The organism is Nitrospiraceae bacterium, from assembly GCA_020632595.1.
GTDB lineage: Bacteria > Nitrospirota > Nitrospiria > Nitrospirales > UBA8639 > Nitrospira_E.
On record JACKFF010000001.1, the window covers coordinates 595,930 to 619,596 of the forward strand.

Genomic DNA, 23,667 nt, shown 5'->3' on the forward strand with positions numbered 1-23,667 from the left:
CGGTCCTGAGGGTTTCATCTAGGATTTGACCATCCCTATATCCAATCAGACACTCGCTAACACCTCTTCTTCAATGAAATTTGGAGTTTGATCGGTCAGGACAACCTTAATCTTTTTGGCATCCTTAAACCGCCCCTTAATCAGTTCTTCAGAGAGGGGATCTCCCAGTCGTCGTTGAATAGTTCGGCGAAGGGGACGGGCACCATATTGTTGTTCAAACCCTTCGTCAATCAACCACTGCTTCACCTCGTCGGTGACATCTAAAAACACTCCCCTTTCCACAAGACGGGCATTGAGTTCACCAATAAGAATATCAACGATACTCACCAAATGTTCTTTCGTGAGTTGGTGGAAGACAACTAATTCATCGATACGATTTAAGAATTCAGGACTGAAATGACGCTTTAACTCGGCAAGAACTTCGCCTCGCATACGTGAAGAATGCTCAGCCTCCACATCGCGCTGGAACCCAAGGGATACCCCCTTTTGAATGAATCGAGTTCCCAAATTTGAGGTCATCACTAAGATAGTATTTTTAAAGTCAACCTTTCGGCCTAAACTATCCGTCAAGACTCCATCATCAAGGACCTGAAGCAACACATTGAAAATATCTGGGTGGGCCTTTTCAATTTCATCAAATAAGACGACTGAATAGGGGCGACGCCTTACTTTTTCCGTCAATTGCCCACCTTCCTCATACCCCACGTAACCCGGAGGGGCTCCAAATAGCCGGGAACTAGTAAACTTCTCCTGGTATTCTGACATGTCCACCCGTATTAATGCATCATCGGTATTGAACAAGAATTCCGCCAAAGCGCGGGCCAACTCCGTCTTACCAACCCCCGTCGGGCCAAGGAAAATAAACGAACCAATGGGCTTTTTAGCATCCTTCAAGCCAGCCCGCGACCGGCGGATGGATCGACAGACCGCAGATATGGCTTCTTCCTGGCCTATAATACGCTTGTGAAGGTATTCCTCCATGTGCAGCAATTTTTCAGATTCTTCTTCCTCAAGTTTAAAGAGAGGGATCCCTGTCATTTTGGAAATGACATAGGCCACATCCTCCCCTGATATAACCGGTCTATTTTTTTCTTGCTTTTTCTTCCAATCCCGCTTTGAATCATCTAATAATTTGCGAAATCGCTCTTCCTCTTCGCGAAATTTGACGGCTTCCTCAAAATTTTGAAGCCCGATTGCCACTTCTTTTTCACGAGCGACTCTTTTGAGTTCCTGTTCAAGGGACTTCAGTTCAGGGGGGAGGGCATAGGTGAGCAACTTTGCACGCGAACCGGTTTCATCGATAAGGTCAATCGCCTTATCAGGCAAAAACCTGTCGGTGATATACCGTTCACTCAGTTTCACAGCCTCTTCCACCGCCTCATCCGTAATTTCAACTCCGTGATGCTCTTCGTATCGATCACGAAGCCCCTGAATGATTTGTACAGTCTCTTCTACTGAAGGAGGCTGAACATAAATAGGCTGAAACCGCCGCTTGAGTGCTCCATCCTTTTCAATATGCTTTCGGTATTCATCCAGGGTCGTGGCACCAATGCATTGAATTTCCCCACGGGACAAGGCAGGCTTTAACATATTCGCAGCATCAATGGACCCTTCAGCAGCACCCGCACCGACTAACGTGTGAAGTTCATCAATAAAGAGAATGATATTCCCGGCTTGGGAAATTTCTTTCATCACCACTTTAAGACGTTCTTCAAATTGCCCACGATATTTCGTCCCTGCTACCAGGGAACCAAGATCCAAGGCAATGACCCTACGATTCAATAAATTGTCCGGGACATCCAAGCCGATGATCCGCTGAGCCAGCCCTTCCACAATGGCTGTTTTTCCCACCCCGGATTCACCAATTAATGCCGGGTTGTTTTTCGTTCGACGGCTGAGAATTTGAAGAACCCTCTGAATTTCATCTGAACGTCCGATAACAGGGTCAAGCGTTCCCTCCTGAGCCAATTGCGTCAAATCCCTGCCAAATTCATCCAACGCAGGTGTGCTACTTTTTTTATCTCGCTCCCTGGTCCCTGATTTTCGAAGGAATGTGACCGTCAATTGACGGGCCGTTAGAAGATTGGCTCCCAGACTACGAAGCACTTTTCCCCCTATGCCCTCTTCCTCACGAAGAAGTCCAAGAAGCAGATGTTCGCTCCCGATATGGTTGTGTCCCAGCAGCCTGGCTTCCTCGACACCATACTCTATTACTTTTTTCACTCTGGGACTAAATGGGATTTCCCCGAAGGTGACCGTTGTCCCGCCTCCGGGCAGATTTCTTTCTATCTCAAGACGGATTTGTTCCGGCGAGAGACCCATTTTTTTGATGATCATCAAGGCTATGCCGTCTGACTCTCGAAGAATCGCGAGCACCAAATGCTCGGTACCAAGATAATCGTTTTGGTGCCGTTCCGCTTCTTCTCTGGCAAGGATGATGATTTTTCTACCACGATCCGTGAATCGTTCGAACATTGGACCTCCTCTAGCCGATTATTCGCGAAACTTTTCGCTCGCACATTCGTCTATTATCCACAAATAAATTCGCGAAAAATTCACATTTTCAGTCTATCCGTGATCCTTCAAAACTGTCAAGTCAGAAGCTGGAGATGAGAGACCCCAGCAACAAGGGAGATGACCTAGTCTACCAATCAAAATAGGCTAAGAAAAGCCTCTTGTTCACACACGGATAAAATTGCCGACATCATAACCAGAAAACTCCTCGCTTGCTATCAGATCAATGAAGACACTACCATCCTGACGCCTGACAACACCATTCTTTTCTAAGCAGATGTCTAACTTCCAGACCATCGGAATCATCACCAAACCTAACGCCCCCAACATGCAGAAGGAGACGTCCTATCTCCATGATTGGTTGGTTTCCCATCACAAAACGGTGATTCTTGATTCCACCCAAGGCTTTCCTACCTTGGATAGTCCTACCCGTCTGCAGATTGCCAAGGAAGCCGACCTCCTCATTGTATTAGGTGGCGATGGCACGATGTTAAGCGGAGCAAGGCTTGTTGAGCAACGAGGGATTCCCATCCTGGGAGTCAATATGGGAGGTCTGGGCTTCCTCACTGAAATCAACTTTGACGATCTCCCCACAGCCTTAGGAAAAGTGTTCGCAGGAGAATGGCAACTGGATAAACGCCTGATGTTAAAAGTCCAGCTACAACGGGGTGACCAAATCCTCTGTACCTACTCAGCATTAAATGACGTAGTAATAAGTAAAGGACATTTGGCGAGAATGATCGCCACCAAAATATGGGTCAATCACGCATTTATGACAAACTTGCGTGGTGATGGACTGATCGTCGCTACCCCGACAGGATCGACGGCTTACTCCCTTTCGGCAAAGGGTCCGATTTTAGATCCACGGCTGGAAGTGTTGCTAATCAATCCGATCTGCCCTCACACCTTTTCCCACCGCCCCTTTCTTGCCCCGGGTGATGTGCCGATCACCATTGAACTGACAAGTCAGGAACCGGCCATGGCGACCATAGATGGCCAGGTGGGAGTGGAAATGCTGACTGGCGATCTTGTGCAAGTGCGAGCCTCAGACCACCGCACGCATCTTATTCGTTTTCCAGAGCGAAGCTACTTTGAGGTATTACGTACCAAATTAAAGTGGGGGGATGGGTGACTCCGGCCTACAAGACTTCCTACAACCAACGCGACCAATTTTTCTGACTATCCCATTTACTTCATAGGCTGGCAAATCTGAAAGTTCCCTTATTGTACTCGTCAAGATAATCTACTCTTCCTTATCAAAGAAAAATAGAGGGTCGGATTCAAAAAAGAAAACGGAGAATGCCCCGTCAAGTAATTCGCAGGGAAGGCTCTAATTTCAATAGAGACTTATGGTGCGCACTCGGGACACTCTTTCCGCTCAACAGGGGCATAAAATTCAGATGCGGTGAGAGGAAAAACTTGATCGCATGTTTCGCAATAGCGAATTTCAAAAAAAGGCACGCCGTCTTCGTTAATCACACACGGCAACAATAAATCGATGGGATCGAATCCTAGGGATTTTTCATCAGGAAACTTGACCACTGCAAGCCGAACGTTAAAAAATTCAAATACCCCTTCCTTGCCCTTATATCGATCTTCATGACCCATCACATACACGGGCTGACCTTTACGTTTAAGTCGAAGATCCTTTAAGGTTCGCTCGGTCTCGGAAGCACAAAAAAAGTCTTGAGCTGGGTTTGGCTCGCTCATTCTGGCAAAATCCTTCTGTCGTATGTATCCATCAGACTGATCCTTCGCTAACAGCTGGACCAGCTTGTAGCATGGCCTCAAAAAGGAGGTCAAGGCTGATGGAACTGACAGACCATTCACAAAGGAGGCGTATTTATGGCTGACATCCTTATTTATCACAAACCAACATGCTCCACCTGCCGACAGGTCATCAAACTGGTGGAGGAAAGCGGACAACCCTTTACGACCATTAACTATTACGAAAAAACTTTTTCCAAATCCACGCTCAAAGGGCTACTCAAGAAAGCAGGGATTAAATCGTCAGAAATTATCCGTAAAAAGGAAGAGATCTACAAAAAGCTGAACTTACAGAACTCAGAATTCACCGATGATGAATTATTAGACATCCTCATCAAACACCCGGACCTCATCCAGCGTCCTCTGGTCCAAAAAGGGGATCAGGTAATCCTCGCCCGCCCTCCGGAAACCGTCACCAAACTTCTTTAACAAAGTCTTCGCGTAAGAATTGAGCCGGGCCACTCGTCAAAATGGCCGCTGGATAGAATCTGAGGCCGAACTGCCGAAATAATCGGTTTTGAGAAATTGGTAGGCTTCGATAATACGCCGCAGTTCCGGCTCGGAACTGCGGTCACCTTGGCGAATATCAGGATGAATTTTCTTCGCCCGCTCTCGAAAGGCTCGAGTCACCACTGGCAAAGGACTTCCAAATTCAACACCCAGCACTTCATAGGCTTGGACAGACGAACGAATTTCCCCACGAACAGAAGTGGGCTCTCCCTCTCCTCCGCCTCCGCCAGCAGCCTTAAAAAAATTAAAGAGATTGATCTTGTGCCTTCGACGGCGAGGACGCTGCCTGATCTCGCTTTCAAATTCTTCAAACCGGTCCTCAATAAATTCTAAGCGCGACTCCAAGCGCTGGGCGGTAGTCAATTCTGTAATATTCTCCAGCTCCCCCTCAACCAGCCCCAACATCCGATCAACTTCGATCAACCCCTGCTCAACATGCAAATAGGCCTCTGTCCGCTCTTGAAACATCGTTTCAATAGCAAAGTCCAAGCTTTGCTCAGACTGATCGCGAAGCTTGGCAATCCGCCGACTCATGCCAGCCACAAATTTCCGTCGATTGTGCTCATTTAACGCCATATTGCCAATGCTCAAGGAAAATTTTGAGCCGATTGTACCACAATTGTCCACTTCATAAGGATGTTTGTTGTGACTTGAAAGGGAGACCCCAATTAAAAATAGTTAATAAATGGCTGAGATTGCCCCCCAGCTTGATGATTGGTATCCTGATGACCTTTGTAACCCTCGAAGATCTTAAGATGTAAGGAATTGGAGTGATCTCTCAAATATTGAACTTTTTCCAGCCTTTCCTAAATCTTATTGAAGGAGGGTTTCATGAATTACTACCTGCTTATTTTGGGAAGGAGCTTTATTCTCTCCATCATCCTTACGCCACCGGCCTGGTCAGTCAACCCTGCCGGCTATGGCAGCGCTGGTGGTGAATTCAACATCAAAATCTCCAGAGTCCCCTCAAATGAGATAGCCAAAGCCAAATCGGCGAAACCTCCCATTGAGCCCACTTCGGAAATCCTTGCCGAAGGAAAAGAAATCTTTCTGGGACGTGGAGGCTGTATTAGTTGTCATGGGGCCGAAGGAAAAGGAAATGGGCCGGCCGCCAAAAACCTTCCCATTCAACCGAGAAATTTCACCAACCCGAAGTTTAACACCTATCGAACACCGGGTGAAATGATGTGGGTCCTCAAAAACGGAAGCATGGGACAGACAGGACGGGTCCCTGGAACAGGGATGCTACCAGTTGTCCAGCCCAAGGGTTTCATTTCTGAGGAAGATGGATGGAAGGTGTTGCTCTATGAACGAAGCCTCGGAGAGCAGCAACCATAATACCTCTTTTTCCTAACGTATTAATTATCCCAGAGTACACCGACTCTATTATTAATTATCCTGCATCACGTTGAGTGAAAAGCCTTTATGTCTGAATCCACAACAGAACGCCAACCCAATCGACTGAGTCACGAAACCAGCCCCTATCTCCTCCAACATGCCTACAACCCGGTAGATTGGTTCCCCTGGGGAGAAGAGGCATTGAATCTGGCAAAAAAAGAAAATAAGCCTATCCTGCTCTCCATTGGCTATTCAGCCTGCCATTGGTGCCATGTAATGGAGCGGGAATCCTTTGAAAATCAGGCCATCGCGGATCTGATGAACCGGTACTTTGTAAATATCAAAGTGGACAGGGAAGAACGTCCGGATTTGGATGAAATCTATATGCAAGCCACGACCGCCATGAACCAGGGACACGGCGGATGGCCCATGACCGTTTTTCTCACCCCTGATCAGGAACCCATTTTTGCGGGAACCTATTTCCCTCCCACCGACCGCTATGGTCGTCCGGGATTCGGATCAATCCTGACAAATATTGGGGAGGGGTGGAAGAAAGATCAATCTAACATCACCCAACAAGCCAGTCGATTCACCGCACGCTTGCGAAATGCCCTGCAACCCGCATCTCCCCTCGCCGTTGGTGCAGCGGAGATTGAAGATGCCGTCAAGCAATATGCCCGTGATTTCGACGCACGTTACGGAGGATTTGGACGTGCACCAAAATTCCCACCGGCCACCGGCCTCTCCTTTCTCCTGCGCCAATATCACTGGAGTCGAGAAAAAAAAATCCTCGCCATGGTCACCAAAACCCTTGATGGGATGGCCGAAGGCGGACTGTATGATCATATCGGTGGAGGATTTGCTCGCTATTCTACCGATGACGAATGGTTAGCCCCGCACTTTGAAAAAATGCTGTATGACAACGCACTCCTTGCACGGACATACGTCGAAGCGTTTCAAGTCACAGGTGAGAATCGATACCGCCAGGTCGCCACAGAGACCTTAGATTACATTTTGCGAGAAATGACCGCACCGGAAGGCGGGTTTTATTCAGCCACTGATGCAGACAGCGAGGGAGTAGAAGGCAAGTTTTTCGTGTGGACGCCGGAACAGATACGTGAAATTCTGACAAACGAACAAGACGCCGCTCGCTTCTGCGCCTATTTTGACATCACGGATGAAGGCAATTGGGAGCACACCAACATCCCTCGCACAAAAAAATCTCTAGAAACCGTCGCGGAGGAGTTAGGCTGTTCCCCTGGGGACTTAGGCGAGACAATCATGCGGACAAAATCTACCGTGTATCAGTCTCGTCTGAAACGTGTTCCGCCGGGACTCGATGATAAAATCATTACCGCCTGGAATGGCATGATGATCGGAACGATGGCGGAAGCCGGCCGAGTTTTCAACCACCAACCGTATCTGGATGGTGCCGTTCGGGCCGCCGATTTTCTGCTGACCACGCTTTCACGGCCTGAAAGCCGGCTCTGGCGTACCTATCGGGCAGGACATGCCCACCTCAATGCCTGCTTGGAAGATTATGCCTATGCGACCGAGGCAATGATCGATGTCTATGAAGCCACGGGGTATGAACGGTACCTCCATGAGGCGGTCTCATTAGCTGAACGCCTCCTTGAAGACTTTGAGGATCGAGACCATGGAGGATTCTTTACCACAGCCGCCGATCATGAAGCCTTAATTATCCGGGGAAGGGAAGGTGCCGATGGCGCAACTCCCAGTGGAAATGCGGTGGCTGCATCGGCGTTAGCCCGCTTATCATTTCACCATGATCGGGAAGACTTTCGGAAAGCCGCGACCAATGCTATTCGTGCCTATGGACAACAAATCGGTCAGGTGCCGCGAGGGTTTCCCAAAAGTCTCATGGTCGTCGACCTTTTATTACGAGGCCCGGTGGAATTAGCTCTTGTGGGATCTCCTACAAACAAGGGATATAGCCAACTCCGCACGGTGGTCAATGCGTGTTTCGTACCGTATCGCATTTTGGCCTATCGGCAAGAGCTGGAGGCTGAAACCCCTCATCCTCTGTTAACTGGGAAGACCCTGGTCAATGGGCAAGCCGCACTCTATGTCTGTAAGAACTTTGCCTGCCAGGCTCCGATTACCGATCCTCAAGAGGCCATTGAGGTATTGACCTATCCTCAGGGGACCATCACCTCACCAGAACCACCCGTGCAAGCACTAACCAGCCAAGGGCTTTCCGGACATGCCACTCCTCAAGGGACGGGGCAGTACGTGGCCAGGATCCTGGCCAGCCCCCAGGATTCGCGCCCTTCTTCCCACGGATATACGTCTTTGGGTTCAACCGGATTGACCACTTCTCGCATAGGCTTTGGTGGTTACCGGATCAACCTTGGAGTGGAAGACCACCGAAGAGCACTTGAAAAATCTTTACAAGGCGGGTGCAACCTTATCGATACGTCCACCAATTATGCGGACGGTGAGAGCGAACGCTTGGTGGGTGTCGTGCTCAAGGATCTCATCGCTAAAGAGGTTGTCTCTCGTGATGAAGTCATCGTGGTTTCAAAAATCGGTTACGTCCAGGGAAATAATCTTTCGCGCGCTGAGGCCAGGGAACAAGCCGGCAAACCGTTTCCCGAGATGGTCAAATATGGGGAAGGCATCTGGCATTGCCTCCATCCTTCATTTCTAGAAGAACAACTGACTCTGTCCCTTGACCGCCTGGGGCTGGAAACCCTGGATATCTGCCTCCTGCATAATCCAGAATATTTTCTGTCCGATGCCAAGAACAGGAACTTGTCGATTGATCCCATCAGACGTGAAGATCTCCGGCAGGAGTTTTATCGCCGCCTGCAACAGGCTTTTTCTTATCTGGAGACACAGATCGTGGCCGGCCGGTTGCAATACTATGGAGTCTCCTCCAATACCTGCACAGCCAAACCCGATAATCCCGAAGCCACCTCACTTTCTCGCATGCTCAAGGCCGCTGAAGCTGCAGCAAAACATGCCGGCATTCCGCACCATCATTTTCGAATACTGCAACTCCCGATGAATGTGTTTGAATCGGGAGCACTGCTCACGCCCAATACCGGACCCGAACAGGTCCAAACGGTCTTGGCATTTGCCCAGGAAGCCAACATTGCTATCCTGGTGAACCGGCCTCTGAATGCCATTCCTGGAAAAGGCGCAGGCATGATCCGCCTCGCAGACCCTCAGGTGGAAATTTCCAATACGAACTTTGAGGCCCAACAACCAAAGGTCGCCGCGCTGGAGCACGACTACAAGCAGGTGTTAGCACCCCAGGTCCCTAAACCTGAGAAAGGAGCTGCTCCGTTGGATTATTTCAACTGGGCCGAAGAACTGAAACGAATTCGTCCGTCCATCCAAAATCTCGAGCACTGGGACCAAATTGAATCACAAACGATTGCCCCCCATGCCAATCAGGTCTTCCAACTGCTCACCCGACATTTCTCCGGAAAACAGGAAGAGGAACAAATATGGGAATCGTGGCGGGATCGCTATGTCCCTGAGCTCGTCTCCCTCCTCAAGGTCATGCGCATGGAGGCCGCACAAAAAAGTGCAAAAAAAATCTCTGAAATTCGTAAGCTTATTGACCCCCTCTTACCAGAATCCAAACGGGAAGAACCCTTCGCCCGTAAAGCCCTCTGGGCGGTTGCCAGTATCCCGGGTGTAACCAGTGTGCTCAACGGCATGCGACATCCTGTCTATGTCGATGACTCACTAACCATCCTGAAATGGGAACCGCTCTCTCAACCCCGAGCACTATTGGAGACTATTCATACATCCGGGGTTCCCTGATACTAAATCCCATTTTAATTTGAAAATGAAACCAAGTTTCATTATTGCCAACAAACTTTAATATTTGATAAGTTTAATTTATGGAAACAATTGGATCATTACTTGGGCTTGGCGCGATTGCCGGGGTTTTCCCGATTTATCTTGGCATCGTCCTGGCCTTAATAATTGCAAGGGCCATGAGCAGGGCGTGGGAAGGCTATTTAACCGGAATCGCCACCGGGGTACTTGTCTACCTCTTTTTTGACCTCATGCACGAGGCCGTGGAATTCACGGGCGCGACAGATGTCCTATCGTGGGTCGCCTTTCTCGGAAGCTTGCTAATCGGATTTGTGGGACTGGTGCTCATTGAGCAACGCCAGCAGGGTCGGAACCGGACAGAGCCATCCAAGCTATTTCTCCCCTACATGATTGCCCTGGGAATGGGGCTCCATAATTTGGGCGAAGGACTGGCGATCGGCGCCGCCTACATGCAGGGCGAATGGGTCTTAAGCGGGGTCCTCATTTTGGGCTTTGCCCTACATAATGGGACAGAAGGATTTGCCATAATCGGCTCGGCTGGAAAATCAAGGCCAAGCTTCAAAGATATCATTTTGATGGGATTGCTGGCAGGTCTGCCAACTTGTCTGGGAACTTTAATCAGCGGATTCGCGGTATCTCACTACTTTACCATCATGTTTTTTGCGTTAGCTGCGGGCTCGCTGTTATACGTGATCTTTTCTCTAACGACGATTTTCTATACCGCTACCCGACGGGTTCAATCGGCCTATGGGGTCTTCACCGGTATCAGTCTCATGTTCCTCACGGCCATGGTTCTGCAGATTGTCAGCGGCATTCGCACCTAAGGAGACCTACAGGCGGGAGCCTATCCCTCCTGGAAAATCAAGCGGGCAGCAAATTCACTCTCCCTCATTCTAGACAATCCCTCTTTTCTTTTTACACAAGAAAACCGCCAAATTTCTTTTTCCCGGATTAAAATCGACTATCTCGTTTTCCAATATTGACATGCTTTTCTTGTCCGCGTTGGGAATTCTTCATCACGGGTGAAGATTTCTTGGTGCCTCACAATGTCTTTGAACTAATTCTCCCCACATACATGAGGATACTCCTCTGCAAGCTGTGCATAGACTGGCGCGTCTAGTCGAGCCTGCCGCAACGATCTGGCTTTTGACAATTGAAAGAGAGTCATGTTGAAAAGATTCTGAAGATTAGCCTCCTGCAAATTCACCTGAATCAGTGAAGCCTGCTCAACGTTCGCACCCCCTAGATTCGCTTGCTTGAGATTGGCCTGCGCCAAATCAGCGCGACCAAGATTGGCGCTCGCAAGATCCGCCTGCCCCAGGTTTGCTTCTCGCAGCTTACATCCCTCCAAATTGGCCTCAATGAGTTTTGCACGTTGCAAATTAGCCAAAAGAAGATTCGCTTCGGTAAGATTTGCTTCGGTGAGATCTGCCCCTGTTAAGTCCGTTTTAGCGAGATGTGCCCGCTCCAGATTCGCCCGTATAAGTATGACCCCGAGAAGATCCGCGTCACTCACATTCGCATTTTCCAGGTTCGCACCGGTCAAATTTGCTTCAAACAAACTGGACTCAGTCAAATTAGCCCCGGACAATATGGCACCTGAAAGATTCGCGTGATTGAAATTGACATCTTGCAAGTTGGCACCAGCCAAATCGACACAGGATAATTCCAGTCTGGAAAAATTTCCTCCACTCAAATCTATTCGAATGGAAGGATTGGCTTTTCTCCATGCATTCCAGACATTTACACCCGCCTTGATGAGCTTCAATTGCTCTTGATTCGCCATGAGACTCCTTTAATGGCACTAACCGATCCTGATATTGGGTCTGTTGAAAAAAGCCGCCAGCGGCGTTCTCGCGATTTTTCCGTGCTCACCTACTAAGCGTACGCTCCGCGCGCAAAAGCGGCTGCGGCCTTGCTGGATAGACTTTTTTGAACCGACCCGGAGCCTTTGATGAGTGATCTAATCCTGGGCCAATTTGCCCTTGAAAATCTTTATTATTCAACACTCCCATATTCATCATTTTACCTGTGGCTGGCACATCTGTCCCAGAGGTTAGCGTAGAACGGTGATACAAAATTTAACATATCTCTCCTCCTCATATGCGGAAATAGACCCACCCCCGCACCAGTTATCGAATAGGCCAGTTTATCCTAAAACGTCCACGATGGATTCGCAATGCGGCGAGAGAGCCAAACATGAGGAAGACCCAATAGTCCACAGGGCAGGTTATAGGAAAAAGCTTTTTATCGATTCCATAATCGAATCCAATTTCCCCATTCCTCTCCCCACATACGAGGGCCGGCCTGAACCTGGAGCAGACTTCCCTCCTTTGCTGTTCGAACCGTCATGTCGTCCGATCCAAGACTTGCGATGAACCAGATCGCTCCATCGCGATCAGTCCGATATACAGGAAGGCCTCGTTGTTCATACGCATCCAACACCTCAGGAGCTGGATGTCCATACCGGTTATGGGCACCCACCGAAACAACCATTGCTTCAGCTTGAAGGCGATTCACCCATTCACGATGCAGAGAACTTTTCGCTCCATGATGCGGCACTTTCACGATGCGGGCAGAAAGACCATTAGAAACCTGCAGCAATTCATTCAGAGATTGCTGTTCCGCATCGGCCGTGAACAAAAATGAATGCGGTCCGCATTCGAGCCTGGTGACGAGCGATTGATTATTAAGATCCCTTCCACTCGACACTATCCAGGATCCATATTCCTCTATCCCTTGGCGGGAGAAAGGTGCCAGCACCGTCAGAGAGCAAGGTCCCGGGCTGACAATGACAGTTCCAGCTGTGCTTGTCTGTTCCTGAAGTCCGGCAGATTTCACCGCCAAGTGGAGGCGAGAAAAAAAACGTTCCGGACGAGAGATGCCATTATCCCAATAGTGTCCCACCTCAAACGTATCCAACACCCACGGCAATCCACCCACATGATCCCATTGCGGATGCGTGGCAACCACATGATCCAGCCTTCGGATACCCTGATTCCAGAGATAGGGCCCGATGACCGCACGTCCCATATCCAATCGTCGATAGGATGGACCGCCATCGATCAAGACGGTTTGACCGTCAGGTAATTCAATGAGGGTGGCATCTCCTTGTCCTACATCCAGGAACGTGACACGTACCGTTCCCGGATTCCACCCTGTGCGTGGGGACCATCCCCACCACAGCAGAATCGCGAGCAGGATTGTGCCACACCCCCATCGGATCAGCTGTCGATGCCACATAGCCACACCCGCGGCCAGCATTCCCCAAAAGACGATCATCGAACTCATGCTCGGCGATGCGACATACCAGGCCGCTCCGGGAACATGTGAGAGCATCATCACGACCTCCGCGAGCCAGTCAAAGACCCATTGATTCAGACCGGACAAAGGAAGAGTTGCTCCTCCCCCCGCTAAGACGATCATCCCTGACAACAAACCTAGGGGAATCATTAAAGCGCCGACCAGGGGCACAATCACCATATTAGTCAATAACCCCAGCCACGGGATTTGATGAAAGTCATGGGCCACCAAAGGCAACGTGGTCAAGCTGACTGCGAGGGTTATCAGCCAGGCAAGTACAGCCTTACGCCAGAGACCCAGGAGCCATGTCGGTTTTGCTGGTGGGAAGACTGCATCTATTCCGGATAGATTGGATTCTTTTTCCTTACGGGCCTGGGCCACGAGGGCAATTGCAGCAACTGACAGATAGGATAACTGGAAAGAAATATCATGAATGGCCTCCGGATGCGGTAAAACCATAAGAAGCGCGGCTAGGGCTAACGCCGTCACCAGATTGCGTTCCCTTCCCAACCATATGCCGGCACAACACACCACAATCATGATCCATGAGCGAACCGTCGCCATTTCCGCTCCCGCCAGCAAGGTATAAAAGGAGACGGCCGGCAATGTGATCAGGACCGCAAACCGTGTGGCGGTGAGGCGTAACGAAAGTTGTTCCAGCCAAAACGTCGGTAACTGGCACAGGCTCCATCGTGCGCCGGCAAAAATCAACAAGGCCAATAACCCTAAATGAGACCCGGAGATCGAGAGAATATGGACGGTTCCGCTGGCCATAAAGGCATCTCGAATATCCGACTCAATATAACTTTGCTCTCCCAATACCATACCTAGGAACAATCCTAATGCAGGGTTTGTGAGACTGGAGACCGCCGCAGAATGAATCGATTGGCGCCAGCGATCGATCACACCCAATATAAACCCACGGGCAGTCAGCTCTTGGAGGCCATGAATCCTGATGGCTTCCGGGCCTTGCACGGTCGCAACAGCCTGAATTCCTTGCTGTTTTAGATATTGTCCATAATGAAATCCGCCAGGGTTCATGGTTCCATAGGGTTCGCGTACTCGGGCCATAAAGGCGACATGATCACCATAGATTAATGTAAAAGCACCCGGCTCCCGCCAAGTTAGACGGATTCGCCCATAAGCCGTCTGCTCCTCTCCCTGTTTCACCATATGGGTCGCCTCCACCAGCAAAACTAGCCCGTCCGGAGTCTGCCTGACCGGTTCGACAATAGTTCCTTCAAGGAAGATAGGCTGTTCATCCGACTCGGTAACTAGATTCGATTCCCCTTGCGTGGTCGATGCCCAATAAGCATGGCCGATTCCTCCCACCACAAGGGCAAACAGGATGAACCCGGTTTTTCGAGTGAGGCGTCGCTGTTGTTCAAACCAGGTGAGAATGCACCCAAAAATAAAAAGAGCACCCAAAAGTGATAGGGGGAAGAAGGTTAGAAACGGGCCAAACCACAGCCCAGTGAGGTAGGACACTACTCCAAGGAGTATCACCTAGGACAGTGCATAGGGTTAATGAGACTTTTTAGCAAGACCAACGACAGCGGTTGCCATTCTTCCAGATTCCATAACAAAATAGAGGTTATGGTAATCCACTGCCTCGGGAAAACATTGCCCGTAAAAGAATCCAGTATTCAACGCAAACTTATGAAGCTAGTCAGAAACAGACCTTTCCACCTTTTGTGTCTACTTCGGGCTAAATGACAAATTTTTCAGGCAAGGGAACAACCGAAAGATGGAAGAGGAATCCTGATCCTTACTGAATGCAGGACTTCACCACTGCAATTAAATCTTCTGCAATCTCCTGAATGACCTGGTTATCTTGACCTTCAACCATCACTCGCAACAACGGTTCCGTACCGGAATAACGTACAAGAATCCTTCCGGTTCCATTCAGCACCCGCTCTTTGTCCTGAATAGCCTGCTGTAACTGTGGGAGGCTCTGCAGGTCAGGCTTGCGCGGAACGGTGACCCCCACCAACACTTGAGGCGTAGAATGCATACACATGGCAATTTCCGACAATGGTTTTTGAGCCCGCTTCATCAGCTTCAGCATTTGCAAGGCGGAGATCATTCCATCACCGCTCGTATGATAATCCAAAAAGATCATATGGCCGGATTGCTCTCCACCCAGATTAAAATCTTCGGCCACCATTCGCTCCAAGATATATCGATCCCCAACAGCCGTTCGTACCAAATTGATACCAGCTTCTCGCATACAGACCTCAAACCCAAAATTACTCATCACGGTTCCAACAACGGTATTGTGCCGTAATCGGCCTAGCCTTTTAAGGTCAAGAGCAAAAGCCGCCAAGGCATGATCTCCATCGACCACCTGTCCCTTCTCACAGACAAACAAAGCCCGATCCGCATCTCCGTCCAGGGCAATACCGAGGTCGGCCTTCCGGTCTCGAACCATCTGCTGTAATCGTTCCGGGTGCACCGCGCCACACCCGTCATTAATATTGAGACCGTCAGGTTCATTGCCCATCACCCAGACCTTCGCGCCTAATTCATGAATGACCTTTGGGAAAACGTGATACGCTGCTCCATGGGCACAATCCAAAACAATTCGCATATTCTGAAAATCCATTTCACGGGGAAGCGAGCGCTTGACGAACTCAATATATCGTCCTTCAGCATCATCAATGCGATAGGCTTTCCCGATGGCCTCAGCAGTCGGTCGAATATGCTCGATTTCATTGGAAAGAATAAGATTCTCAATACGATGTTCCAGTTCATCCGGCAATTTCATTCCGTCATTTGAAAAAAATTTTATGCCATTATCCTGATAGGGATTGTGAGAAGCAGAAATCATCACTCCGGCATCCGCTCTCAAGCTACGGGTCATGAACGCAATTGCCGGGGTCGGTAAGGGTCCGACTAATAAAACATCCACACCCATAGAGCACAGTCCGGCAGTTAAGGCAGACTCCAGCATATACCCGGACACACGAGTATCTTTGCCGATGATGATTTTATGTCGTCCCTCACGTTTCCTAAAAACATGGGCCGCCGCCCGTCCTAATTTCATAGCCATTTCGCTAGTCATCGGATCCAGGTTCGCGACCCCACGCACCCCATCCGTACCGAATAGTTTTCCCATGTGATTCCCTTTTTTAATAATGAGCTCAGACCATAAATCGAATTGTGTAGCGAAAAATATATTTTGTCGCACCGCTCATAAGTGGTGCATCACAGGTCTGCAAGACAATTCAAAAATTTCGGTCCGAGCACTGTCGTAAACCGGACAAAGCGGTGAAAAAGCCGCGGAGAGAGATCTTACCACCGACTCTATTACTTGTCGCACAATTTCTGTAAAGCTTGAGCCACCTGAATAGCATCGTGCATAGCTCCCACCTCATGAACTCGTACAATATGTGCCCCCTGCCAGACAGCAGCCGCCACCGCAGCGGCATTCCCGAACTCCCGCTTACCAACCGGCTTTCCCGTTAATGTGCCTATGAAGGCCTTCCGTGACACCCCTATTAAAATAGGGTATCCCATTGGAAGGAATTTCCCAATGTTACGAAGAATTTCTAGATTATGATCAAGGGTTTTCCCAAACCCGATTCCCGGATCAACCATAATATGATCTGCCGGAATCCCCACCGATCGAGCCATGGAGATCCGTTCAGATAAAAAGTCTTTAATTTCAACAACGACATCTTTGTATTGTGGGGCATGCTGCATATTTAGACTATGCCCTTGCCGGTGCATGAGGACCACCCCCGCTCCGGTTTCTTGAATTAATTGAGCCATTTGTGGATCATCTTGAAGAGCGCTCACATCATTGATGATATCGGCCCCTAGATCCAATGCGGTTCGAGCCACAGCTGCTTTGCGAGTATCAATAGAAATAGGGATATTGGTGAGTTTTCTCAACACCCTCAGAATGGGAGCAATGCGCCTTATTTCCTCATCCCTGTCCACATATGACGCTCCTGGCCTCGTCGATTCCCCTCCGATATCAATCAAGTCCGCTCCCTCGGCAATCATCTGTTGTGCCCGTTCAATGGCTGTCTCAGGTTTAAGGCAATGTCCAGCCTCAGAAAAAGAATCCGGGGTTACGTTCAAGATACCCATGATTAAGACCTTTGGCCCAATGGGCATCATCTTTTCCCGGCATCGGATCGTAGGAGAAGTTGGCCCTGAGACAGCTGCGGGTTTCATGCGCTTATGCCGTTAACCAACTCATGGTCATGGTGGGTTTTAACCATCAAATAGGGCGTTCCATCTTATCAATTTCAACGAATTGATTGATTAGAAAAGCCAGCGAATGGACAAAAAAGAATAGTGGGGAGGTAACGTTTGGTAGATAATTTTTTAAGGTGAAGGTCTCATTATAGTTGGGAGCCCGATTAACATGCTCTAGACCCACGGTGGAAAAAAAACATGATCTCAATGAAAACAAGGGGTTGAATCTATTGAGGGTTTCATAACAAAAGGGGATGGGTGGAAATTAAAACAGCTCAGCCCGGAAAGAGAATTGTCTGGCTATTCTGAATGAGGGAAAAACCAGGAAATCTCGTTACACGGCCGCAGCCTGCTCAAGGGAAGATGACTGTTGAACAATTTTTTCAATTTCAATGCCGTCTAATACCTCTTTCTCCAACAACGCTTCCGCAATGGCCCGTAATGTATGTATGTGTTCAGTTAGCATCCTGGTCGTTCGTTCATAAGATTCGACCACAAGCCGTTTGACTTCCTTGTCAATTTCTAAAGCCACTTGATCACTAAAATCTCGACGCGAACCAAAATCACGCCCCAAGAAAACTTCTTCGTCTTTTTTTCCAAATGTCAGGGGACCCAATTTTTCACTCATACCCCATTCGCAAACCATTTTTCTCGCCAAATCAGTGGCCCGCTCAATATCATTCCCAGCCCCGGTCGTCACGCTTTTAAAGATCAATTCCTCTGCCACGCGCCCGCCAAACAAAATAGAAAGTGTATTGTACAAGAATTCCTTCGAGTAACTATGTCGGTCATCGATGGGCAATTGCATCGTCATGCCCAATGCCCGTCCCCGAGGGATAATGGTGACCTTATGAACCGGATCCGTTCCTGGTAAGAGTTTCGCCATCAAAGCATGACCGGCCTCATGAAATGCCGTCGTGCGCTTTTCCTCCTCAGTCAGAACCATGCTCTTACGCTCGACACCCATTAATACCTTATCTTTGGCATTTTCAAAATCTATCTGATCAACAGTTTTTTTATCCAGGCGAGCAGCCCACAAGGCCGCTTCGTTTACCAGGTTTTCCAAATCAGCCCCTGAAAATCCTGGAGTCCCTCTGGCAATTTGTTCCAAATCCACATCCGACGACACAGGGACTTTTTTAGTATGAACCTTTAGAATTTCCCCTCTCCCTCGAACGTCGGGACGATTCACGACAACTTGACGATCAAACCGGCCTGGTCGTAACAGGGCGGGATCCAGCACATCAGGTCTATTGGTGGCCGCAATCAGGATCACGCCTTCCGTGGTATCAAACCCATCCATTTCAACTAATAATTGATTTAGTGTCTGTTCCCGTTCATCATGCCCTCCCCCAAGACCTGCCCCGCGCAATCGGCCTACCGCATCGATTTCATCAATAAAAATGATACAAGGCGCATGTTTTTTCCCCTGCTCGAAGAGATCTCTAACACGGGAAGCTCCAACTCCGACAAACATTTCTACAAAATCCGATCCACTAATGCTGAAAAACGGCACACCAGCCTCTCCAGCAATCGCTTTTGCTAACAAGGTTTTTCCTGTCCCGGGAGGCCCAACAATCAAGACTCCCTTAGGAATACGCCCACCCAATTTTTGGAATTTGGCAGGGTCTTTCAGAAAATCAATGATTTCGACCACTTCCTCTTTTGCCTCATCCACCCCGGCGACATCCGCAAACGTGATTTTTTTCTTCTCTTCGGTTAGGAGGCGGGCACGGCTTTTTCCAAATGACAGAGCCCGGTTGCCGCCCATTTGCATCTGACGCATCAGGAAAAACCACAATCCCAAAAAGAGGACAAACGGTCCCCATGAGAGCAGGAAGGTGATGTACCAGGGATTATCTTCAGGTGGTTTGGCTTCAATTTGTACGGATTTTTCCTGGAGGACCTTAACAAGGTCTGGATACTCAACCGAATAGGTTTGGATCCGGGTACCATCTTTCAAAATCGCACTGATATTGTTGTTCTTGATAATAACTCGTTCAACATCTCCTTTTTCCAAGTGAGCCATGAAATCGCTAAAGATGACCGGATCTTCAGGGTGCTGGTTGGGCACCGTAAAGAGGTTGAACAACAAAATCATGAACAAACACACAAACACCCAAAACAGTAAGTTTTTCACCCGAGAATTCATACCGAGGGTAACCCCCTTAGCAATTCAAATGTCATAAAGAGCCGTACCGTTGAGCCATTAGCCTAACCAATTGATTCTATCACGCACTTTTTAGAACTGACAACCGCATCAAGACTGCGAGTCTTCTCGAACCAACTTCGGGTCGAGTTTAGCCAGGTAAGGAAGATTTCGATATTTTTGCTTGAAATCCAGCCCATATCCCACAACATAGGTCGAAGGCACTTCAAACCCTACATACCGCAAATCAACTTCCACCTTTCGATTGGCAGGCTTACTAATTAACGCGCAGACTGCCACAGAGGCTGGCTTCTTCTTCATCAATGTTTTGACTAAAAACTGGGCAGTCAATCCAGAGTCCACGATATCTTCTACCAGCAACACATGGCGATTATTGATCTTTTCGGTTAACTCTGACCACACTTTCACCTTTTTGGCCGAACTACCGATGGTTTTATGACTTTTGGCAATCAAAAAATCAATCTGAATCGGCAATCGTATGACTCGAACCAGGTCGGCAAAAAACACATAGGCCCCTTTGAGGACCCCGACAACCAAAAGATCCTTGTCTTGATAATCCTGAGAAATTTGCTTTCCCAGGTCCTTAATGCGCGCCCTCATGGCTTCTTGTGTAACCAGTGGTTTTCCAAAGATTTGATCCATAGAGACTTCCATATTACATGATCATCCTGGCCATAAGGGCCGAGGTCGTGGATGATGAAACCTGGAAACGTTCATCCGCTCGCAATCCACCAACCCAGACAATTCCCTCAGGCGCAACCAATAGAGGTACCTTGTTTCGCTTGGAACGGGGTAATTTAAGATCCGAAAAAAAATCCTGGATTTTTTTTTGTCGGCCACCAAGTCCCTTAGGGCAAAAAATATCTCCGGGCCTCCAACTTCGCAATATTAATTCAGGAGTAAATCTCGCCGGATCAAGGTAAATCTCTGAGTGGTGTGCCTGACGATTCATTACTGAAGATGATTGTGTTGAAATCGAAAAACGGTGCCCCGTGGGGTACCAAAGCACCTCACCAGGGATGGATAAAGGCATCACACTCATCCCGGAAGAGTCCCTTCCAGGTTTTTGCATTTCCTCACAGGAGCAAATCACCAGACGATCATATTCCTGTCCAACCCTCACGCCTTTATATACGATCGTCCAACCAGACTGCCCATGCTCTAACCGATCTAATACCCGTTCCACCAAATCAAACCTCGGGCTCTGCTGGTGTCCCGCAATGATCTGAAGACTCTGGCGGACCACTCTCCGACGAATAGGTAACGGTACGTTTAAAAGCGCCATACGGTCAAATTGCCGTTCTCCCATGGTGTCCGTCACACACGTGCGGTGGAACGCCTCATCCGTTAATGTCTCCAGGTATGCATGATCATCCCGAAGAATATGTGCCTGCCGGGTCAACACATTCACAATCCCCGGCGAATACTGTTTCAATTGAGGAATCAGGTGCTGACGAATGCGATTCCGAAGGTACACCGATTGAACATTGGTGGAATCTAATCTCGATTCCTCCTGCCTCTCCTCCAGATACGCCACAATTTCACTTCGATGGATATCAAGCAATGGACGAACGACATACATTCCTCGCCTGGGAGGGATGCCCCCTAATCCACCGGTTCCACACCCACGTAGCATCCACATAAGAACCGTCTCGGCTTGATCGTCTGCCGTATGCCCAAGCGCTAACTTTGTCGCTTTCCGGTCAAGGACCATTTGCTCTAATGCCCGGTACCGCGCTCTTCGGGCATATTCCTGGAGTGATTCCTTCTTCAATTTTACATCGTATTTATTCAGATGGAGCCGGCGGACGAGGACGGGCACTCCAAATCTCTCACCTAACGCCTCCACGAACTTCGCATCCCCTTCACTTTCGGCTCCGCGAAATCCATGGTCCACATGACCGATACAGATGTCCCAATGCCACCGGGTGCGCAACTCCACCAAACACCGAAAAAGGGCTATAGAATCAGGGCCACCGGAAACCGCCACCACGATCCGATCTCTTGACGCGAATAATCCCTTTGCCCGAATAGCCTGGTCAACCTTTCGTTCCATTCCAATGACAGGAGCGAGACGACTCATCTATACCTTTTCTCCCTGAACGACCGCAGGAATTCGGGGCCCTTCTGAATAGTTCCGCAAGATCTCCCTGGCTCGCTGGCCATCCTGTGCCATTTGACTCACGAGATCCTGGGAATTGGCAAACACCATATCCCCCCTCACTCTTTCAATAAAATGCACTGAAATGTTTTCTCCATAAAGCTGAAGAGTCTTATCAAACATGTGCACTTCCAATAAACGTTCCTCTTCGGAAAACGTCGGCCGCGTGCCGATATAGGCAATGGAATCCAGGCATTCCCCTTTCAACACTGTCAGGGTGGCATAGACACCATCCGCAGGAAGAACACGATGTCCGGGGAGTCGAAGATTGGCCGTCGGCCATCCAAACTGTTTCCCTCGCTTTTCGCCCGGAATCACAATCCCCTCTAACATATAGGGGCGCCCCAAACATTGCGCACCCTGCCCCACGTCTCCAAGGGTCAGGCATTGACGAATGCGCGTCGAACTCACCACCTTCTGTCCCACAATGACGGGCGCTATCGGCTCAACGGAAAAATCGGCTTGTGTCCCTAATGCAACCAGATCCTTCACGCCTCCACTTCTTCCCTTACCGAATACAAAATTTTCTCCAACAAACAGCTTTCGAATCCCAAGCCCGTCACGGAGAACCTGACGAACAAACTCCTCCGGCCTCAGGCCGGCTAACTCCCTGGTGAAAGGGAGAATCACCAGCTCCCCGACCCCTAGACGATCAAAGAACGCTATCTTTTCCTTATCATCAGATAAAAATTTATGGACAGATCCGGGACGCAACACCTCCACAGGATGCGGAGCGAAGGACAGGACCATTGGATATCCTTTGATCTGCCGGGCGCAATCCACGACAACCTGTACAAGAGCACGGTGTCCCAAATGCTGGCCATCAAAATTGCCAATGGTGAGAACAGGCCAGGAAGCGGGACGAACCGCCGGTAATCCTCGGGAAATTTTCATACACCGTCACGGGTGAGGAGACATGCAGCCTCTTTGGCAAAATACGTGAGGATCAGATCCGCCCCTGCGCGTTTAATCGCGAGTAAACTTTCCATCATCACCGAAGCTTCATTGACCCAGCCTAACTGCGCACCGGCCTTGATCATGCTGTATTCCCCACTTACTTGATACGCGGCCACGGGAACAGCCGCAAGTTCGCGAACTCGGCGCAGAATATCCAAATAAAACAAGGCTGGCTTCACCATCACAATATCGGCCCCCTCCTGAATGTCCAGCTCCACCTCACGCAACGCTTCCCTCGCATTGGCTGCATCCATTTGGTAGGACCGTCGGTCCCCAAAGGATGGGCTCGAAAAGGCCGCATCACGAAACGGGGCATACAACGCCGAAGCATACTTGGCAGAATAGGCCATAATGGGCATTTCAGAAAATCCCTGTTGGTCCAATGCCTGTCGAATCGCGGCAACCCGGCCATCCATCATATCGGAAGGAGCAACCATATCCACTCCCGCTTCCACATGACTCAGCGCCATTGCCTGAAGGCACTCCAGCGTTTCATCATTGAGAATCCGGCCGTCTCGAACAATGCCGCAATGACCATGCGAAGTATATTCATCAATGCACACATCGGTGATCACTATTAAATCGGGCAAATGGTCCTTCAGCGCCCGGACTGCCCGCTGAACAACCCCATCCTTCTCATAGGCGGAAGATCCACGCTCGTCTTTGTGTTCGGGAATCCCAAATAAGATGACGGCTGGAACCCCTGACTCCCAGGCAGCTTTGGCTTCCTGAACGACCCGATCCACAGACCACCGCCATTGGCCAGGCATCGAGGCGATCGGTTCTTGCTTGTTCTTTCCAAAGGTCACAAATAAGGGATAGATAAAATCAGCCGGATTCAGCTGCGTCTCCCTGACCATGCGCCGAAGCGAGTCATGTTGCCGCAAACGACGTAAACGATGAACGGGAAATCCCATACTCG

The 23,667-nt window shown here is 49.3% G+C and carries 18 protein-coding genes; 5 read left to right on the top strand and 13 right to left on the bottom strand.

Annotated features, from left to right (window positions below; genetic code table 11):
• Positions 1-45: 45 nt before the first annotated feature.
• Complete coding sequence (locus H6750_02625) at positions 46-2,475, bottom strand: ATP-dependent Clp protease ATP-binding subunit (protein MCB9773207.1); 2,430 nt, start codon at positions 2,473-2,475, stop codon at positions 46-48.
• Positions 2,476-2,679: 204 nt separating this feature from the next.
• A complete protein-coding gene (locus tag H6750_02630) occupies positions 2,680-2,844 on the bottom strand; it encodes a hypothetical protein (protein MCB9773208.1) in 165 nt (54 codons plus the stop codon).
• On the opposite strand from H6750_02630, the gene H6750_02635 reads away from it, so the two are divergent.
• Positions 2,792-3,646 carry an NAD(+)/NADH kinase gene (locus H6750_02635; protein ID MCB9773209.1) on the top strand — a complete coding sequence of 285 codons (855 nt, stop codon included), beginning with the start codon at positions 2,792-2,794 and terminating at the stop codon, positions 3,644-3,646. The genes H6750_02630 and H6750_02635 overlap by 53 nt on opposite strands.
• 215 nt (positions 3,647-3,861) lie before the next feature.
• Here the strand turns inward: H6750_02635 and H6750_02640 are convergent, their stop codons facing one another.
• Positions 3,862-4,224: a hypothetical protein gene (locus H6750_02640; GenBank protein ID MCB9773210.1), complete on the bottom strand. Its 363-nt coding sequence runs from the start codon at positions 4,222-4,224 to the stop codon at positions 3,862-3,864.
• Between the two features lie 135 nt (positions 4,225-4,359).
• On the opposite strand from H6750_02640, the gene arsC reads away from it, so the two are divergent.
• Positions 4,360-4,710 (top strand): arsenate reductase (glutaredoxin), encoded by a 351-nt coding sequence (arsC, locus tag H6750_02645; GenBank protein MCB9773211.1) that lies wholly within the window; start codon positions 4,360-4,362, stop codon positions 4,708-4,710.
• A 36-nt stretch (positions 4,711-4,746) separates the two neighbouring features.
• On the opposite strand, the gene H6750_02650 is transcribed toward arsC, so the two are convergent.
• Entirely contained in the window at positions 4,747-5,367 is a 621-nt protein-coding gene (locus H6750_02650; GenBank protein MCB9773212.1) for a DnaJ domain-containing protein, read from the bottom strand.
• 255 nt (positions 5,368-5,622) lie between these two features.
• On the opposite strand from H6750_02650, the gene H6750_02655 reads away from it, so the two are divergent.
• From H6750_02655 to H6750_02665, 3 genes are all read left to right on the top strand, one after another.
• Entirely contained in the window at positions 5,623-6,129 is a 507-nt protein-coding gene (locus H6750_02655; protein MCB9773213.1) for a c-type cytochrome, read from the top strand.
• Positions 6,130-6,216: 87 nt separating this feature from the next.
• On the top strand, positions 6,217-9,927 hold the full coding sequence (locus tag H6750_02660) for a DUF255 domain-containing protein (GenBank protein ID MCB9773214.1): 3,711 nt from the start codon (positions 6,217-6,219) through the stop codon (positions 9,925-9,927).
• 89 nt (positions 9,928-10,016) lie between these two features.
• Positions 10,017-10,769: a zinc transporter ZupT gene (locus H6750_02665; protein MCB9773215.1), complete on the top strand. Its 753-nt coding sequence runs from the start codon at positions 10,017-10,019 to the stop codon at positions 10,767-10,769.
• A 233-nt stretch (positions 10,770-11,002) separates the two neighbouring features.
• Here H6750_02665 and H6750_02670 read toward each other — a convergent pair whose 3' ends face one another.
• From H6750_02670 to hemB, 9 genes are all read right to left on the bottom strand, one after another.
• A complete protein-coding gene (locus tag H6750_02670; protein MCB9773216.1) occupies positions 11,003-11,731 on the bottom strand; it encodes a pentapeptide repeat-containing protein in 729 nt (242 codons plus the stop codon).
• A gap of 461 nt (positions 11,732-12,192) precedes the next feature.
• A complete protein-coding gene (locus tag H6750_02675; GenBank protein ID MCB9773217.1) occupies positions 12,193-14,736 on the bottom strand; it encodes a DNA internalization-related competence protein ComEC/Rec2 in 2,544 nt (847 codons plus the stop codon).
• Positions 14,737-15,016: 280 nt separating this feature from the next.
• Positions 15,017-16,366 carry a phosphoglucosamine mutase gene (locus tag H6750_02680; GenBank protein MCB9773218.1) on the bottom strand — a complete coding sequence of 450 codons (1,350 nt, stop codon included), beginning with the start codon at positions 16,364-16,366 and terminating at the stop codon, positions 15,017-15,019.
• Between the two features lie 191 nt (positions 16,367-16,557).
• A complete protein-coding gene (gene folP, locus H6750_02685; protein MCB9773219.1) occupies positions 16,558-17,376 on the bottom strand; it encodes a dihydropteroate synthase in 819 nt (272 codons plus the stop codon).
• Positions 17,377-17,791: 415 nt separating this feature from the next.
• Positions 17,792-19,609, bottom strand: a complete 1,818-nt coding sequence (locus tag H6750_02690) for an ATP-dependent metallopeptidase FtsH/Yme1/Tma family protein (protein MCB9773220.1) — start codon at positions 19,607-19,609, stop codon at positions 17,792-17,794.
• Positions 19,610-19,717: 108 nt separating this feature from the next.
• Positions 19,718-20,269, bottom strand: a complete 552-nt coding sequence (gene hpt / locus H6750_02695) for a hypoxanthine phosphoribosyltransferase (GenBank protein ID MCB9773221.1) — start codon at positions 20,267-20,269, stop codon at positions 19,718-19,720.
• A 13-nt stretch (positions 20,270-20,282) separates the two neighbouring features.
• Complete coding sequence (tilS, locus tag H6750_02700; GenBank protein ID MCB9773222.1) at positions 20,283-21,710, bottom strand: tRNA lysidine(34) synthetase TilS; 1,428 nt, start codon at positions 21,708-21,710, stop codon at positions 20,283-20,285.
• On the bottom strand, positions 21,711-22,682 hold the full coding sequence (locus H6750_02705) for a bifunctional riboflavin kinase/FAD synthetase (protein ID MCB9773223.1): 972 nt from the start codon (positions 22,680-22,682) through the stop codon (positions 21,711-21,713).
• The gene (hemB, locus tag H6750_02710; protein MCB9773224.1) at positions 22,679-23,662 is read right to left on the bottom strand and encodes a porphobilinogen synthase; all 984 of its coding nucleotides are present in this window, start codon (positions 23,660-23,662) and stop codon (positions 22,679-22,681) included. The genes H6750_02705 and hemB overlap by 4 nt, the downstream gene beginning before the upstream one ends.
• Positions 23,663-23,667 lie beyond the last annotated feature (5 nt).